Origin of the sequence: Pseudescherichia sp. AS216, from assembly GCF_037152055.1 — a bacterium.
In the GTDB taxonomy this organism is placed as follows: domain Bacteria; phylum Pseudomonadota; class Gammaproteobacteria; order Enterobacterales; family Enterobacteriaceae; genus Pseudescherichia.
This window is the reverse complement of sequence record NZ_JBBCMV010000005.1, coordinates 340,387-356,438: the sequence shown is the minus strand read 5'-3', so window position 1 is coordinate 356,438 and position 16,052 is coordinate 340,387. Positions and strand designations below refer to the sequence as shown.

Sequence of the window (16,052 nt, the reverse complement as noted above, 5' to 3'; positions counted from 1 at the left end):
ATGGCTAGCCGCATAAAAAAAGCCGGAGGGCGTTTACCCATCCGGCTCGTTGTTTACACTTCGAGGTAATTCATAATGCCGTCGGCGGCTTTGCGCCCTTCGGCAATCGCCGTCACCACCAGGTCCGAACCGCGCACGATGTCACCCCCGGCGAAGATTTTCGGGTTGCTGGTCTGGAAGGCGTTTTCGTTGCCTTCCGGGGCGATGATCCGGCCCTGGGCGTCCAGCTCAACGCTGTGCTGTGCCAGCCAGGACATGCTGTGCGGACGGAAACCAAACGCCATCACCACCGCATCAGCCGGAACCACGTGCTCAGAGCCTGCGACGATCTCAGCCCGGCGGCGACCGTGTGCATCCGGCGCGCCCATCTCGGTACGCACCATCTTCACGCCGCTCACCTTGCCGTTAGCATTCACTTCAATACCCAGCGGCTGGACGTTGAACTGGAACTCCACACCCTCTTCACGCGCATTTTTCACTTCGCGGCGGGAGCCTGGCATGTTCTCTTCGTCACGGCGATAGGCACAGATCACGTGGGTTGCGCCCTGACGGATCGAGGTACGCACGCAGTCCATCGCGGTATCACCCCCGCCCAGCACCACGACGCGCTTGCCTTCCATGCTGACGAAAGGTTCATCAGCGGTCTCACCGAAGCCCATGATCTGCTTGGTGTTAGCGATCAGGAACGGCAGGGCATCAAATACGCCAGAGGCCTCTTCGTTTTCCAGACCGCCGCGCATGGACTGATAGGTGCCTACGCCAAGGAACACCGCATCATAATCCTTCAGCAGATCGTCAAGCTGTACATCACGGCCCACTTCAACGTTGAGTTTGAACTCAATGCCCATGCCGGTGAAAATCTCCCGGCGGCGGGTCATCACCTCTTTTTCCAGCTTAAAGGCCGGAATACCAAAGGTCAGCAGGCCGCCGATCTCCGGATGGCGATCGAAGACCACCGCCTTCACGCCGTTGCGGGTCAGCACGTCGGCACATGCCAGACCTGCCGGGCCTGCGCCGATGATGGCGACGCGTTTGTCAGTCTGCTTCACGCCGGTCAGATCCGGACGCCAGCCCATCTCGAACGCTTTATCGTTGATATAGCGCTCGATGTTGCCGATGGTCACCGCGCCGAACTCGTCGTTCAGGGTACAGGAGCCTTCGCAAAGGCGGTCCTGCGGACAGACCCGGCCGCACACTTCCGGGAGGGTGTTGGTCTGGTGCGACAGCTCGGCGGCTTCAAAAATACGCCCCTCGTTGGCCAGCTTCAGCCAGTTCGGGATGTAGTTATGCACCGGACATTTCCATTCGCAGTACGGATTGCCGCAGGAGAGGCAGCGGTCTGCCTGCGCCTTGGCCTGGCCTTCTGAAAACGGCTCATAAATTTCAACAAATTCGATCTTACGGATCTTCAGCGCTTTCTTGGGCGGATCCACGCGCTGTAAGTCGATAAACTGGTATACGTTCTGGCTCATTGCTACCTCTTACTGCGCCTGCACGCGCAACTCTGCGGCGCTGCGACTACGGTGACCCAACAGGGCTTTAACATCGCTGGACTTCGGCTTAACCAGCGCAAACTTCGCTGCGAAGGTAGGCCAGTGCGCCAGAATCTCTTCTCCCCGCGAGGAGCCTGTATGCTGTACATGCTCGGTGATCAGGCCGCGCAGGTGCTCTTCATGGATCGCGAGGTCGTCGACGCTCAGCACTTCCACCAGCTCCGGGTTCACGCGTTTGCGGAACTCGCCGTCTTCATCCAGCACGTAGGCGAAGCCGCCGGTCATGCCCGCACCAAAGTTAACGCCGGTCTTGCCGAGAATACAGACGATGCCGCCGGTCATGTACTCACAGCCGTTGTCGCCAATGCCTTCCACCACGGTGATCGCCCCGGAGTTACGTACCCCGAAACGTTCGCCCGCGCGGCCTGCGGCGTACAGACGACCCCCGGTCGCGCCGTACAGGCAGGTATTACCGATAATGCTCGCCTCATGGCTACGGAAGGCCGAGCCAACCGGCGGACGTACCGCCAGCAGACCGCCCGCCATGCCTTTACCGACGTAGTCGTTGGCATCCCCGGTCAGGTACAGCTCAACGCCGCCCGCGTTCCACACGCCGAAGCTCTGGCCTGCGGTGCCGCTGAAGTGGGCTTTAATCGGATCCGACGCCAGGCCCTGATCGCCATGCGTCTGGGCAATGTAGCCGGAGAGCGATGCGCCTACCGAACGGTCGGTGTTGCGAATATCAAACCAGAAGGTTTTGCTCTGGCGATCGTCGACAAACGGCCTGGCCTGGTTCAGCAGCTGGTCATTGAGCACCCCGTTATCAAACGGCGGGTTGTGCTCGGTGCAGTGGAGCGCTTTGCCTGGGTGCGGCTCGGCGGTCTCCAGCAGCTTAGAGAGATCCAGCTTCTGCTGTTTGGCGGTGAAGCCCTCCAGCGCGGTGAGCAGATCGGTACGGCCAATCAGGTCTACCAGGCGGGTCACGCCCAGCTGCGCCATCAGCTCTCGGGTCTCACGGGCGATAAATTCAAAGTAGTTGGTCACTTTGAACGGCAGGCCGTGATAGTGGTTCTTACGCAGCTTTTCGTCCTGGGTTGCAACGCCGGTTGCGCAGTTGTTCAGGTGGCAAATACGCAGGTATTTACAGCCCAGCGCCACCATCGGGCCGGTGCCGAAGCCAAAGCTCTCTGCACCCAGAATCGCAGCTTTAATGATGTCTACGCCGGTTTTCAGGCCGCCGTCCACCTGCAGGCGAATCTTGTGGCGCAGGCCGTTCGCTACCAGCGCCTGCTGAGTCTCAACCAGTCCCAGCTCCCACGGGCAGCCGGCGTATTTTACTGAGGAGAGCGGGCTTGCGCCGGTGCCGCCGTCGTAGCCAGCAATGGTGATCAGATCCGCATAGGCTTTTGCCACGCCGGTGGCGATGGTGCCCACGCCCGGCTCGGAGACCAGCTTCACGGAGATCATCGCCTTGGGATTGACCTGCTTGAGGTCAAAGATCAGCTGGGCCAGATCCTCAATCGAGTAGATATCGTGATGCGGCGGCGGGGAGATCAGGGTCACGCCCGGCACCGAGTAGCGCAGCTTCGCAATGTACGGGGTCACTTTGTCCCCCGGCAGCTGGCCGCCTTCCCCAGGCTTCGCGCCCTGGGCCACTTTAATCTGGATCACGTCCGCGTTCACCAGGTAGGCCGGGGTCACGCCGAAGCGGCCGGAGGCAACCTGTTTGATACGCGACACTTTGTTGGTGCCGTAGCGAGCCGGATCTTCTCCGCCTTCGCCGGAGTTAGAGTTGCCGCCGATGCTGTTCATCGCTTCGGCCAGCGCCTCGTGGGCCTCTGGACTCAGCGCGCCGATAGACATCGCCGCGGTATCGAAGCGTTTAAACAGCTCGCTGGCGGGCTCCACGTCGTCAATGCTTACCGCGTCCGCTGGCGGGTTGATGTGCAGCAGATCGCGCAGGGTAGCCGCCGGGCGCTCGTTGACCAGCTTAGCGTACTGCTGATAGTCGCTGTACTCGCCGCTCTGTACCGCCTGCTGTAGGGTGCGCACCACGTCCGGGTTATAGGCGTGGTATTCACCGCCGTGCACGTACTTCAGCAGGCCGCCCTGTTCAAGCGGCTTACGCGCCAGCCAGGCACGCTTCGACAGGTTCAGCAGATCCTGCTGGAAGTCGGCAAAGCCCGCGCCACCGATGCGGCTGATCACGCCCTGGAAGCAGAGATCGGCTACTTCGTCATGCAGGCCGACCGCTTCAAACAGCTTCGAGCAGCGGTAGGAGGCCACGGTCGAGATGCCCATTTTGGACATGATCTTGTAGAGGCCTTTGTTGATGCCGTTACGGTAGTTCAGCATCACGTTACGGTAGGTCTTATCGATGGCGTGCGTGTCCACCAGCTTCGCCAGGGTTTCATAGGCGAGGTACGGGTAGATAGCCGTCGCGCCGAAGCCCAGCAGCACGGCGAAGTGGTGCGGATCGCGGGCGCTGGCGGTTTCAACGATGATGTTGGCGTCGCAGCGCAGGCTCTTCTCAACGAGACGAGTCTGGATAGCGCCCACCGCCATCGGGGCCGGAACCGGCAGGCGATCTTTGGCAATGTTACGGTCAGAGAGCACCAGTAGCACCGTGCCGTCGCGCACCATCTGTTCTGCTTTATCACACAGCGCGCTCACCGTGTCTTCCAGCGACGTGGTGTTGACGTCAAAGGTGATATCCAGCGTGTCGGCGCGGTAGTGGTGCTCCGACAGGGTGGTCAGCTGTTTAAAGTCGGAGTAGAGCAGGATCGGCGACTTAAAGGTCAGGCGATGCGCCTGGCCCTCGGCTTCACAGAAGACGTTCATCTCCCGGCCGATGCTGGTGGCCAGCGACATGACGTGCGCTTCGCGCAGCGGATCGATTGGCGGGTTGGTGACCTGCGCAAACTGCTGGCGGAAGTAGTCATAAATGATACGCGGCTGGCTGGAGAGCACGGCAAACGGGGTATCGTCACCCATTGAGCCGACCGCCTCCTGGCCATTTTCGCCCAGTACGCGGACCACGGAATCCAGCTCTTCGGCGCTGTAGTTAAACTGTTTCTGGAAGCTTGCGAGCAGGTCGTCATCCATCTCACGGCTGCCCACCGCGTCATCCGGCAGATCTTCAAACGGCACCAGACGGCGGACGTTTTTCTCCATCCACTCTTTATAGGGGTGGCGGCTCTTCAGATCGTCATCGGTTTCGCGGGAGTGCAGAATACGACCGCCGCGGGTATCGATCACCATCAGCTCGCCCGGACCCACGCGGCCTTTTTCCACTACTTCGTCTGGCTGGTAATCCCAGATCCCGACCTCTGAGGCGCAGGTGATCAGCTTGTCTTTAGTGATGACGTAGCGCGCCGGGCGCAGACCGTTACGGTCCAGGTTACAGGCGGCAAAGCGACCGTCGGACATTACGATGCCCGCCGGGCCATCCCACGGCTCCATGTGCATGGAGTTAAAGTCAAAGAAGGCGCGCAGCTCCGGATCCATATCCGGGTTGTTCTGCCAGGCTGGTGGCACCAGCAGGCGCATGGCACGGACGATATCCATCCCGCCCGCCAGCAGCAGCTCCAGCATGTTATCCAGCGAGCTGGAGTCGGAGCCGGTTTCGTTGACGAACGGCGCGGCGTCGTGCAGATCCGGGATCAGCGGCGTCTTAAATTTATAGGTACGCGCGCGCGCCCACTGGCGGTTACCGGTGATGGTGTTGATCTCACCGTTATGGGCCAGGTAGCGGAACGGCTGAGCCAGCGGCCAGCGCGGTACGGTGTTGGTGGAGAAGCGCTGGTGGAACAGGCAGATGGCCGACTCCAGGCGCAGGTCCGCAAGGTCCAGGTAGAAGCGCGGCAGGTCCGCCGGCATACAGAGACCTTTATAGATGTTCACCAGGTTAGAGAGGCTACAGACGTAGAAATCTTTATCGTCCTGGAGACGTTTTTCGATACGGCGGCGCGCGATAAACAGGCGGCGCTCCATATCGCGTGGACGCCAGCCCGCAGGGGCGTTCACAAAAATTTGCTCAATACGTGGCAGCGAGGAGAGGGCGATTTCACCGAGCACCCCTTCATTGGTTGGCACATCGCGCCAGCCCACGATAGACAGGGTCTCTTGCTGAAGTTCTTCTTCGACAATGCGGCGCGCAGCGGCGGCCTTTTCAGCGTCCTGGTTCAGGAACAGCATGCCCACGGCGTAATTTTTGGCTAAGCGCCAGCCGCGCTCTTCGGCAACCAGGCGGAAGAAACGGTCAGGTTTTTGCAGCAGCAGGCCGCAACCGTCGCCGGTTTTACCATCGGCAAGGATCGCACCGCGGTGCTGCATTCGGGCCAGTGCGTGAATAGCGGTACGCACTACCTTGTGGCTAGGTTCGCCTTCTATGTGGGCGATCAGGCCGAAACCACAGTTATCTCTCTCAAGAGATTTATCGTACAACATATCAGTGAACCTCCCCAGGCTCTACGTGACTCGCTCATAACCGTGGCGCACAGGCGCAGAAAGGGCGTGGCGACGGAGCCTACAGGCCTCGCATGTCGCCCTCTATCATCCTTTTCGCTTAGGTCAAACAAGTGTTGAGGACTTGCTTCAGAGGGAATCTAAATTACTGCATAAATATGGTGAGCAGACTGCTCACCCAGAAAGCTTCCAGCGGATATCCAACTTATCGGGAATCGACACACAGGTCAAATCACAATCTTATTTATACAAAAATGTGCTAACACTGGGTTAAGTGTTTGATATTAATTAGTATTTACCTATTTTACAGCCAGGTTACAGCAATAACAGGCAGAGGCAGAGTGTGATCTCTCTCACTATAAGAAAGCGCTATTGTTACCGGTATGCACTATTTTTTTACATTAAGGCGCTATTTTTCGCTGGTTGCGTAGAGTAACCCGCATAAAGACACTGTTTTACACTTGCGCAAAAATTGTCGAAAAACAGGCTGGCAATATAAGGAAAAGTAATCAACACGGCGATGAATGAAATAGCGGTAATTTTGCTTGGTTATGCAAAGAAAATAGCGCCGCTATGACGATTGATCCAGGTCATCGCCGACGGAGGCTAAAAGTGGCAGGCTTGGCCCTTTTTTAAGGGCGGCCTTTCAGATTATGCAGTTACAAAAATTAGTCAATATGTTTGGTGGCGATCTTGCCCGCCGCTACGGTGAAAAAGTGCATAAGCTGACCCTGCACGGCGGCTTTAGCTGCCCGAATCGCGATGGCACCATTGGCCGCGGGGGCTGCACCTTCTGCAACGTTGCCTCCTTTGCCGATGAGACCCAGCAGGCCCACTCTATCGCCGAGCAGCTGGCTTACCAGGCGACGCGGGTTAACCGCGCCAGGCGCTATCTGGCCTATTTCCAGGCCTATACCAGTACCTGGGCCGAGGTTCAGGTGCTGCGGGCGATGTACCAGCAGGCGGTGAGCCAGGCCAATATTGTTGGGCTGTGCGTCGGGACGCGCCCGGACTGCGTCCCGGAGGCAGTGCTGGATCTGCTCAGTGAATACCAGCAGCTGGGGTATGAGGTCTGGCTGGAGCTGGGTCTGCAAACGGCCCACGATAAAACTCTGCACCGCATTAACCGCGGCCACGACTTCGCCTGCTACCAGCGTACCACCCGGCTGGCTCGCCAGCGCGGGCTGAAGGTATGCAGCCACCTGATTGTTGGCCTGCCGGGAGAGGGGGAAGGGGAGTGCCTTGCAACCCTGGAGCGGGTGGTAGAGACCGGCGTTGATGGTATCAAGCTGCATCCGCTGCATATTGTTACCGGCAGTACGATGGCAAAGGCCTGGCAGGCCGGGAGATTGACCGGTATCGCGCTGGATGCCTATACCCATGCCGCCGGGGAGATGATCCGCCATACGCCGCCGGAGGTGATCTACCACCGCATCTCGGCCAGCGCCCGGCGTCCGACCCTGCTCGCGCCGCTGTGGTGCGAGAACCGCTGGACCGGCATGGTAGAGCTGGATAAGTACCTCAACGCTCACGGCGCGCAGGGCTCCGCCCTCGGGCGTCCCTGGTTGGCTTAAGCTGGCAGTGTCTTTGTAGGTCAGGTAAGCGAAGCGCCACCTGACAAATCTATGCGGACCCGGTCACGCCGGATGGCGGCTAGCGCCTTATCCGGCCTACAGGTTGAATTCCACACTTTTTTGCACAACCTTCAACGCTTTGCTCAGAATTGAGTATTATTGTGCGACGTTGTGGTGAAGGAACTCGTTAATGAAGCAAATCCGATTACTCGCACAGTACTATGTCGATCTCATGATGAAGCTTGGCCTGGTGCGCTTCTCTATGCTGCTAGCCCTGGCGCTGGTCGTATTGGCGATTGTTGTCCAGATGGCCGTGACCATGGTACTGCATGGCCGGGTTGAAAGTATCGATGTGATCCGCTCGATCTTCTTCGGATTGTTGATCACGCCCTGGGCGGTTTACTTTCTGTCGGTGGTGGTTGAGCAGCTGGAGGAGTCCCGCCAGCGGCTATCCAGGCTGGTAGAGAAGCTCGAAGAGATGCGCGAGCGCGATCTCAAGCTCAACGTTCAGCTTAAAGATAATATCTCCACGCTCAATAAGGTGCTCAACGATCGCGCTATCGCCGAGGCTGAGCGCCAGGCCACCTTTGAGCAGCTGAAAGTGGAGATGAAAGAGCGCGAGCAGACGCAGATCCAGCTGGAGCAGCAGTCCTCGTTCCTGCGCTCGTTCCTCGACGCCTCGCCGGATCTGGTTTTCTACCGCAACGAAGATAAAGAGTTCTCTGGCTGCAACCGGGCGATGGAGCTGCTGACCGGTAAAAGCGAGAAGCAGCTGGTCAACCTGAAGCCGGACGACGTTTACTCGCCGGAGGCGGCGGAGAAGGTTAATGAAACCGACGAGAAGGTGTTTCGTCACAATGTCTCCCTGACCTACGAGCAGTGGCTGGAATATCCGGACGGGCGTAAAGCCTGCTTTGAGATCCGCAAGGTTCCCTACTACGACCGGGTGGGCAAACGCCACGGGCTGATGGGCTTTGGCCGGGATATTACCGAGCGCAAGCGTTACCAGGACGCGCTGGAGCGCGCCAGCCGGGACAAGACCACCTTTATCTCCACCATCAGCCACGAGCTGCGCACGCCGCTTAACGGCATCGTTGGCCTGAGCCGTATCCTGCTTGATACCGAGCTGAGCGAAGAGCAAGAGAAGTACCTGAAGACCATCCACGTCTCTGCGGTCACGCTGGGGAATATCTTCAACGATATTATCGACATGGACAAGATGGAGCGTCACAAGGTCCAGCTGGACAACCAGCCGGTAGACTTCACCAGCTTCCGGGCCGATCTCGAAACGCTCTCTGGACTGCAGGCGCAGCAGAAGGGGCTGAGCTTTGTTGTCGAGCCGACGCTGCCCTTGCCGCATAAGGTCATCACCGACGGCACCCGGCTGCGGCAGATCCTGTGGAACCTCATCAGCAACGCGGTGAAGTTCACCCAGCAGGGGCAGGTGACGGTACGCATTCGCTATGACGATAACGAGCTGCTGCGCTTCGAGGTGGAGGACTCCGGTATCGGCATTCCGCCGGCGGAGCAGGATAAAATTTTTGCCATGTACTACCAGGTTAAAGACAAGCACGGCGGCAAACCGGCCACCGGTACGGGGATTGGCCTCGCGGTCTCGCGGCGACTGGCGAAAAGCATGGGCGGCGATATTACCGTCACCAGCGAGCCGGGCAAAGGTTCGCGCTTTGTGTTGACGGTACACGCCCCTGCGGTAGCAGAGGAGGTGGAGGATGGTTTCGAGGATGACGAGATGCCGCTCCCGGCCCTGAACGTGCTGCTGGTAGAGGATATCGAACTGAACGTGATCGTGGCGCGATCGGTGCTGGAAAAGCTGGGATGCAGCGTCGATGTTGCCATGACCGGGACAGATGCGCTGGCGATGTTTACCCCAGGCGAGTATGACCTGCTGCTGCTGGATATTCAGCTTCCGGATATGACCGGGCTAGACATCTCTCGTCAGCTGACCCAGAACTACGCCCGGGAGGATCTGCCGCCGCTGGTGGCCTTGACCGCCAACGTCTTGAAAGATAAAAAAGAGTATCTGGATGCGGGAATGGATGAGGTCCTGAGCAAGCCGCTGGCTGTACCGGCGCTGACCGCGATGATCAAGAAGTTTTGGGATACCTGTGAAGACGAGGAGGAGAGTACGGTGGACGCTGTCGATAACGATAAGGCACAGACGCTGTTAGATATTCCGATGCTGGAGCAGTACATGGAAATCATCGGCCCGAAGGTGATCGTCGATGGCATTGCGATGTTTGAGAAGATGATGCCGGGCTATATCGCGATCCTCGAATCAAACCTGACCGCTCGCGACCAGAAGGGTATCGCGGAAGAGGGGCATAAGATCAAGGGCGCGGCGGGCTCGATTGGCCTGCTCCGTCTGCAACAGCTGGGCAAGCAAATTCAGTCTTCCGATCTGCCGGCGTGGTGGGACAACGTAGGTGAATGGATTGAGGAGATGAAGCTGGCCTGGCAGGACGATATTGCAGTACTTAAGGCATGGGTAGCCGGGGCGGGGAAAAAATGACCCCGGATAGACCGGGGTGCGCGAATACTGCGCCAACACCAGGGAAATTGTGGCCGTGCCGGTATTTTTAGAGTTGGGTATTCAATGGGCACAGGCGGAAAGAGTGTCAAGCCCGCACATAAGATAGCAAATCTTAACTTATTTGTTATATGAATCGATGAAATGTGTGAAGCCTGGCGTCCTTATCAAAATTTTTAATAATCGTCAGCATGTTGCAATAAGGGATTAGCATAAATGAAGTTACGCAGTACCGCGTTGAGGGCAAAGATAAAGCGTCTGTTGCTGCGTACTCTGTTGGGGCTGACTCTGCTCTGGGGCGGTGGTATTTTGCTGTTCAGCTTTATGCCGGTTCCCTTCTCGGCGGTGATGGCGGAGCGCCAGATATCGGCCTGGCTGAGCGGTGATTTCAACTATGTTGCCCACTCTGACTGGGTGGGGATGGATGATATCTCCCCCTGGATGGGGCTGGCAGTGATTGCCGCCGAGGATCAGACCTTCCCGACGCACTGGGGCTTTGACGTTGACGCTATCCAGAAAGCAGTTTCCCATAACGAGCGTAACGCCAGCCGGATCCGCGGTGCATCCACCCTGTCGCAACAGACGGCGAAAAATCTCTTTCTCTGGGACGGGCGCAGCTGGCTGCGTAAAGGGCTGGAGGCCGGATTAACGCTGGGAATGGAGACGGTGTGGAGCAAGCGACGGATCCTGACGGTTTATCTCAACGTCGCTGAATTTGGCGAGGGCGTATTTGGCGTCGAGGCGGCGGCCCAGCGCTATTTTAACAAGCCCGCCAGCCGCCTGACTATGTCAGAGGCCGCGCTGCTGGCGGCCGTGCTGCCTAATCCTATCCGCTTTAAGGCCAGTGCTCCCTCTGGCTACGTGCGCAGCCGCCAGGCATGGATTATGCGCCAGATGCGCCAGCTAGGCGGTGAGGGGTTTATGACCCAACATTCGCTGCACTAAGTCCGTTGGCAAGCGCGGGCTGAGCGATAAAGCGCTGCCACAGGCGGGCCTGCTTACGCGCGCAGGCCCAGCCTGACCAGGTTGCCAGCGGGATCAGCGTGCCTTCGCCTATGTTGTCGCACACCACCGGCACCACTTCATCCGGGCTGATGCGGCGGCAAAGCACGTTCTGCGGCTTCAGGTTCATAGTAACGATGCGGTTTTTGCGCAGGTAGCTTTTCAGCGTCCTGAGCAGCGGGTAGAGCGCCTTGCTGTTGCCTGCTTCACGGCACTGGGCGGCATACTCCGTCAGGGTCTTCGACGGCGAGCCGTCAAAGTCGGTGATGATATCGTAAACGTATCCCGTCCCCAGATCGGTTTCGACCGTGCCATAGTAGCGCGGCAGTCCGCTCCAGTCTGTTAAACGGCGAGAGAGATGGGCATAGTAGCTCAGCTCGCGCTTGATCTCTTTATCGCCGCCGCTCTCGTAGTTATAGATGATCTTGATGCAGCGCTGGGCGTTATCCGGATGCGCATAGCATTGGCGGTGCCGACCGGTGCCCAACGGGGTGAGATGAGATAAGCGAATCATGTGTTGTCCTGCTTTTTTGGAAATTGTTTTGGAAACAATCCAAGTATGGCCAGGCAACTTAAATGGAAAATAAACGGCTAGCTTAAGGTTATCTTAAGGAAACGTAGGCAGGGGTTAAGCGCACGAAATGTACAATTTTGCTACGCTGTAGGCCGGGTCAGGCGTAACCGCCACCCGGCGCGACCGGAAGTTAATCTTCGTCGAAACCGGCGTTAAACAGGGCAATGACGGCGGCAAGCGCCTCCTGCTCCTGCGGGCCGCTGACTTCAATCTCGATCTGACGACCCTTGGCGGAGTCGAGCATCAGCAGCGCAATCACGCTGCTGGCCTCCGCCTCGGTGCCTTCGTCATTACGCAGCAGCACTTCTGCATCAAACCCCTGCACCAGCTCAAACAGTTTCATTGCCGGACGGGCATGCATGCCCAGCGTGTTGGTGATCTCAACGGTCTGCTTAACGGTCATGTTTTGCGTTTTTCCAGCGTACGGTGGCGAGACTGCACATTTTTACCTCGCGAGCGGAAGTAGTCCGCCAGCTGCTCGGCAATATAGACCGAACGGTGCTTGCCCCCCGTACAGCCAATGGCGACGGTGAGATAGCTGCGGTTGTTGGTCTCCAGCATCGGCAGCCACAGTTCGAGATAGCTGCGGGTCTGGTAGATAAAGTTGTGCACTTCGGTATGTCGATCCAGGAACGCCGCTACCGGTTTATCAAGACCGGTCATCGGGCGCAGCTTTGGATCCCAGTGCGGGTTCGGCAGGAAGCGAACGTCAAAGACGTAGTCGGCATCGATAGGAATGCCATGCTTGAAGCCGAACGACTCAAACACCATGGTCAACTCGCGTTCGCGCTTGCCCAGCAGGCGGGTACGCAGCATCTCCGCCAGCTCATGCACCGACATCTCTGAGGTATCGACGATCAGATCCGCCCGGGAGCGCAGCGGCTCCAGCAGATCGCTCTCTTCGTCGATAGCGCTCTCCAGCGACAGGTTCTTGCTGGAGAGCGGGTGCAGACGTCGGGTATCGCTGTAGCGCCGGATCAGCGTGTTGCGATCGGCATCAAGGAACAGCAGCTGCGGCGAAAAGGCCGACGGCAGGTTGTTCATCGCCTGTTCAAAAATTTCCGGCGACTCTGGCATGTTACGCACGTCAATGCTGACGGCCGCAGAGATCTGGCGGTCGGCCAGCGATTTCGCCAGTTCGGGCAACAACACTACCGGCAGGTTATCTACGCAGTAGAAGCCCATGTCTTCCAGCGCTCGCAGGGCAACTGATTTCCCCGAGCCCGAGCGACCGCTGACGATCATCAGTACCATGTACCGTTTCTCCTCAGGCGAGCAAATAGAAAAGCCTTTCCCCGGCTACGCGTCATCGTGGCTGCCTTCGCTGTCCGTGATGATCTGGTACAGCGCCTCATCGCTCTGCGCGGCGCGCAGGCGTCGACAGATGGTTTTGTCCGCCAGGCGGCGGGCAACGAGAGAGAGCGTATGCAGATGCGTCTTTGTCTGATCGGCCGGAACCAGCAGGGCAAACAGCAGATCCACCGGCTGGTTATCGATAGCATCAAAGGCAATAGGCGTCTCCAGCTGTACAAAGACGCCGACGGCGCGCAGGGTATCTTCCTCGACCTTGCCATGGGGGATCGCGATACCATTGCCGATACCGGTACTGCCCATTTTTTCACGGGTCAGGATGGCCTCAAAGACCACCTGCGGCGGCAGGCTAAGCTGTTTGGCAGCCAGCTCGCTGATAATCTCCAGCGCACGCTTTTTACTCTGGCAGTGCACGCCGCTGCGGGTACATTCCTGGTTAAGGACATTGCTCAATTGAAGAGCGGAATCGTTGTTCATCATAAATTCACCTAAGCGTTGCTCGTGCAGACAACCTGCTGCGTGACCACAGCAGGTTGCTAACTGCCGTCGAACGCCCGGACAATTAGTGTTGTTTCAGTTTATCTTTATGTTTGTTTAACTGTCGCGCCAGTTTATCAATTAAACCGTCGATAGCCGCATACATGTCTTGCCCTTCCGCACTGGCGTGGAGGTCGCCACCGTTAACGTGCAGTGTGGCGTCCGCGACGTGTGTCACTTTCTCCACTTTTAACACAATGTAGACCTGATTGATCCGCTCGAAGTACTGCTCCAGCTTAGCAAATTTTGTACCGACAAAATCGCGCAGTGCTTCAGTAATTTCGACATTGTGCCCTGTAATGTTGAGCTGCATAGTGTCTTCCTTATCGGTTGGGTCACACCAGCTGCTTGCGCTGGTTAGACGGCGGGATGGATAAAGACTCTCGATACTTCGCAACGGTACGGCGAGCCACCATGATACCCTGGTCGGACAGCAGGGTGGTCAACTTACTGTCACTCAGTGGTTTCGCAGGGTTTTCTGCGGCTATCAGCTTCTTCACCAGCGCGCGAATGGCCGTCGACGAGGCTTCGCCGCCGCCTTCGGTATTCACGTGGCTGGAGAAGAAGTATTTAAGCTCAAAAATACCTCTCGGGCTGTGCAGGTACTTCTGGGTTGTCACGCGTGAAATGGTGGATTCGTGCATCTCGACGGCCTGGGCGATATCTGCCAGCACCATCGGTTTCATAAACTCTTCGCCTTTGTCGAAAAAGGCCTGCTGCTGTTCAACGATGCAGCGGCTGACGCGCAGCAGGGTATCGTTACGGCTCTCCAGGCTCTTAATCAGCCATTTGGCTTCCTGGAGATTGCTGCGGATAAACTGGCTGTCGGCATCGTTACGCGTGCCGCTGCACATGGCGGCATAGTGCTGGTTGATCTGCAAACGCGGAATGCTGTCAGCGTTCAGCTCGACCATCCAGCGGCCGTTATGCTTGCGCACCAGCACGTCGGGGATCACATACTCCGGCTCGCCGGTCTGGATCGACTGGCCAGGGCGTGGATCCAGCGATTGGATCAGGTTCACCGCCTCTTTCAGCACCTCTTCCTTCAGGCGGGTCACGCGCATCAGGGTGCGGAAATCGTGGTTTGCCAGCAGATCGAGGTGATCGCTGATGATCAGTTTGGCTTCGGCCCGCCACGGCGTATCGCTGGCGAACTGGGAGAGCTGAATCAGCAGGCAGTCGCGCAGGTCTCTTGCCGCTACGCCCACCGGATCGAAACGCTGGACGCGTTTCAGCACCGCTTCCACCTCGTCCAGGCCAACGTTGCTGTCGCCCATACTGTCGAGGATATCCTCCAGCGAGACGGTCAGGTAGCCCGTTTCATCCACTGCATCGACAATGGAGGTGGCAATAGCGCGATCGGTATCAGAGAAGGGGGTCAGCTCCACCTGCCACATCAGGTAGTCCTGAAGTGACTGGGTGGTCTCGCCCTGGTAGACGGGAAGCTCGTCGTCCTGGTAGTCTACGCCATTGCCCGACGGCGTACCGGCAGTGTAGATCTCATCCCAGCTGGCATCCAGCGGCAGCTCCTCGGGCATATCTTTCTGCTCAAGGGCGTCGGCGGAGTCTAATGTTTCGGTGTCCTGGGTCTGCTGGGCGTCTATCTCATCGTGAAGATCGGTTTGCTCCAGCAGCGGGTTACTATCCAGCGCCTGCTGAAGTTCTTGCTGAAGTTCCAGCGTCGAGAGCTGCAACAGACGAATAGCCTGTTGCAGTTGGGGCGTCATGGCGAGCTGTTGGCTTAGCCGCAGTTGCAAACCTTGCTTCATGTTCAGAGCACTTCTCTCCCGCTAAAACATTACCGTCATTAACCCTATCAGAGTCTGAAGTCTTCCCCAAGATATACGCGTTTAACCTGTTCGTCTTCAAGGATTTGCTGCGGCGTGCCGTGGGCAATCAGATGCCCCTGGCTGACGATGTAGGCGCGTTCGCACACGGCCAGCGTCTCGCGCACGTTGTGGTCGGTGATCAGCACGCCGAGCCCGCTGTCGCGCAGGTGCTCAATAATGCGCTTAATGTCGATAACGGAGATGGGGTCAACGCCGGCAAAGGGTTCATCCAGCAGGATAAATTTAGGATTTGCTGCCAGCGCACGGGCGATCTCAACGCGGCGGCGCTCACCGCCGGAGAGGGCCTGGCCGAGGCTGTCGCGCAGGTGTTCGATGTGAAACTCTTCCATCAGCTCATTGGCGCGATCTTCACGCTGCTCTGAGGAGAGATCGTCACGAATTTGCAGCACCGCCATCAGGTTATCGTACACGCTCAGGCGGCGGAAAATAGAGGCCTCCTGCGGCAGATAGCCGATACCGCGGCGCGCGCGGGCGTGCAACGGCAGCAGGCTGATATCTTCGTCATCAATAATGATGTTACCCGCGTCGCGGGAGACAATGCCAACGACCATGTAAAACGTGGTGGTTTTACCCGCCCCGTTAGGGCCAAGCAGGCCCACAATTTCGCCGGATTTAACGGTCAGGCTCACATCCTCGACCACGCGGCGGCCTTTATAGGCTTTAGCAAGATTTTTTGCAGTTAACGTTGCCATAACG

At 58.0% G+C, this 16,052-nt stretch carries 12 protein-coding genes; 3 read left to right on the top strand and 9 right to left on the bottom strand.

Translation table 11 applies throughout. The annotated features are described in order from the left end of the window. Positions 1–53: 53 nt before the first annotated feature. Together WFN61_RS16670 and gltB are read right to left on the bottom strand one after the other, a co-directional pair. Positions 54–1,472: a glutamate synthase small subunit gene (locus WFN61_RS16670; RefSeq protein ID WP_144817456.1), complete on the bottom strand. Its 1,419-nt coding sequence runs from the start codon at positions 1,470–1,472 to the stop codon at positions 54–56. Between the two features lie 9 nt (positions 1,473–1,481). Continuing rightward, positions 1,482–5,942 (bottom strand): glutamate synthase large subunit, encoded by a 4,461-nt coding sequence (gltB, locus tag WFN61_RS16665; protein WP_337038958.1) that lies wholly within the window; start codon positions 5,940–5,942, stop codon positions 1,482–1,484. A gap of 671 nt (positions 5,943–6,613) precedes the next feature. Here gltB and WFN61_RS16660 point away from each other — a divergent pair. The 3 genes from WFN61_RS16660 to mtgA all read left to right on the top strand — a co-directional run bounded on the left by WFN61_RS16660 (position 6,614) and on the right by mtgA (position 11,027). Next, positions 6,614–7,534, top strand: a complete 921-nt coding sequence (locus WFN61_RS16660) for a TIGR01212 family radical SAM protein (protein ID WP_337038957.1) — start codon at positions 6,614–6,616, stop codon at positions 7,532–7,534. Between the two features lie 190 nt (positions 7,535–7,724). Beyond that, positions 7,725–10,064, top strand: coding sequence for an aerobic respiration two-component sensor histidine kinase ArcB (arcB, locus tag WFN61_RS16655; protein WP_337038956.1), 2,340 nt, complete (start codon positions 7,725–7,727; stop codon positions 10,062–10,064). 234 nt (positions 10,065–10,298) lie between these two features. Beyond that, positions 10,299–11,027, top strand: a complete 729-nt coding sequence (mtgA, locus tag WFN61_RS16650) for a monofunctional biosynthetic peptidoglycan transglycosylase (protein ID WP_144817460.1) — start codon at positions 10,299–10,301, stop codon at positions 11,025–11,027. On the opposite strand, the gene yrbL is transcribed toward mtgA, so the two are convergent. The 7 genes from yrbL to lptB form a co-directional block, all read right to left on the bottom strand. Then, on the bottom strand, positions 11,002–11,598 hold the full coding sequence (gene yrbL, locus WFN61_RS16645) for a PhoP regulatory network protein YrbL (RefSeq protein WP_144817461.1): 597 nt from the start codon (positions 11,596–11,598) through the stop codon (positions 11,002–11,004). The genes mtgA and yrbL overlap by 26 nt on opposite strands. Positions 11,599–11,788: 190 nt before the next feature. After that, on the bottom strand, positions 11,789–12,061 hold the full coding sequence (npr, locus tag WFN61_RS16640) for a PTS phosphocarrier protein NPr (protein ID WP_042390070.1): 273 nt from the start codon (positions 12,059–12,061) through the stop codon (positions 11,789–11,791). After that, entirely contained in the window at positions 12,058–12,912 is an 855-nt protein-coding gene (gene rapZ / locus WFN61_RS16635) for an RNase adapter RapZ (RefSeq protein ID WP_042390071.1), read from the bottom strand. Before rapZ ends, npr begins: the two co-directional genes overlap by 4 nt. Before the next feature lie 45 nt (positions 12,913–12,957). Beyond that, on the bottom strand, positions 12,958–13,449 hold the full coding sequence (gene ptsN / locus WFN61_RS16630) for a PTS IIA-like nitrogen regulatory protein PtsN (protein ID WP_337038955.1): 492 nt from the start codon (positions 13,447–13,449) through the stop codon (positions 12,958–12,960). A gap of 82 nt (positions 13,450–13,531) precedes the next feature. Beyond that, positions 13,532–13,819: a ribosome hibernation promoting factor gene (gene hpf, locus WFN61_RS16625; protein ID WP_042390073.1), complete on the bottom strand. Its 288-nt coding sequence runs from the start codon at positions 13,817–13,819 to the stop codon at positions 13,532–13,534. Between the two features lie 22 nt (positions 13,820–13,841). Continuing rightward, positions 13,842–15,275, bottom strand: coding sequence for an RNA polymerase factor sigma-54 (gene rpoN / locus WFN61_RS16620; RefSeq protein WP_042390074.1), 1,434 nt, complete (start codon positions 15,273–15,275; stop codon positions 13,842–13,844). Positions 15,276–15,322: 47 nt separating this feature from the next. Continuing rightward, on the bottom strand, positions 15,323–16,048 hold the full coding sequence (lptB, locus tag WFN61_RS16615; RefSeq protein ID WP_042390075.1) for an LPS export ABC transporter ATP-binding protein: 726 nt from the start codon (positions 16,046–16,048) through the stop codon (positions 15,323–15,325). Positions 16,049–16,052 lie beyond the last annotated feature (4 nt).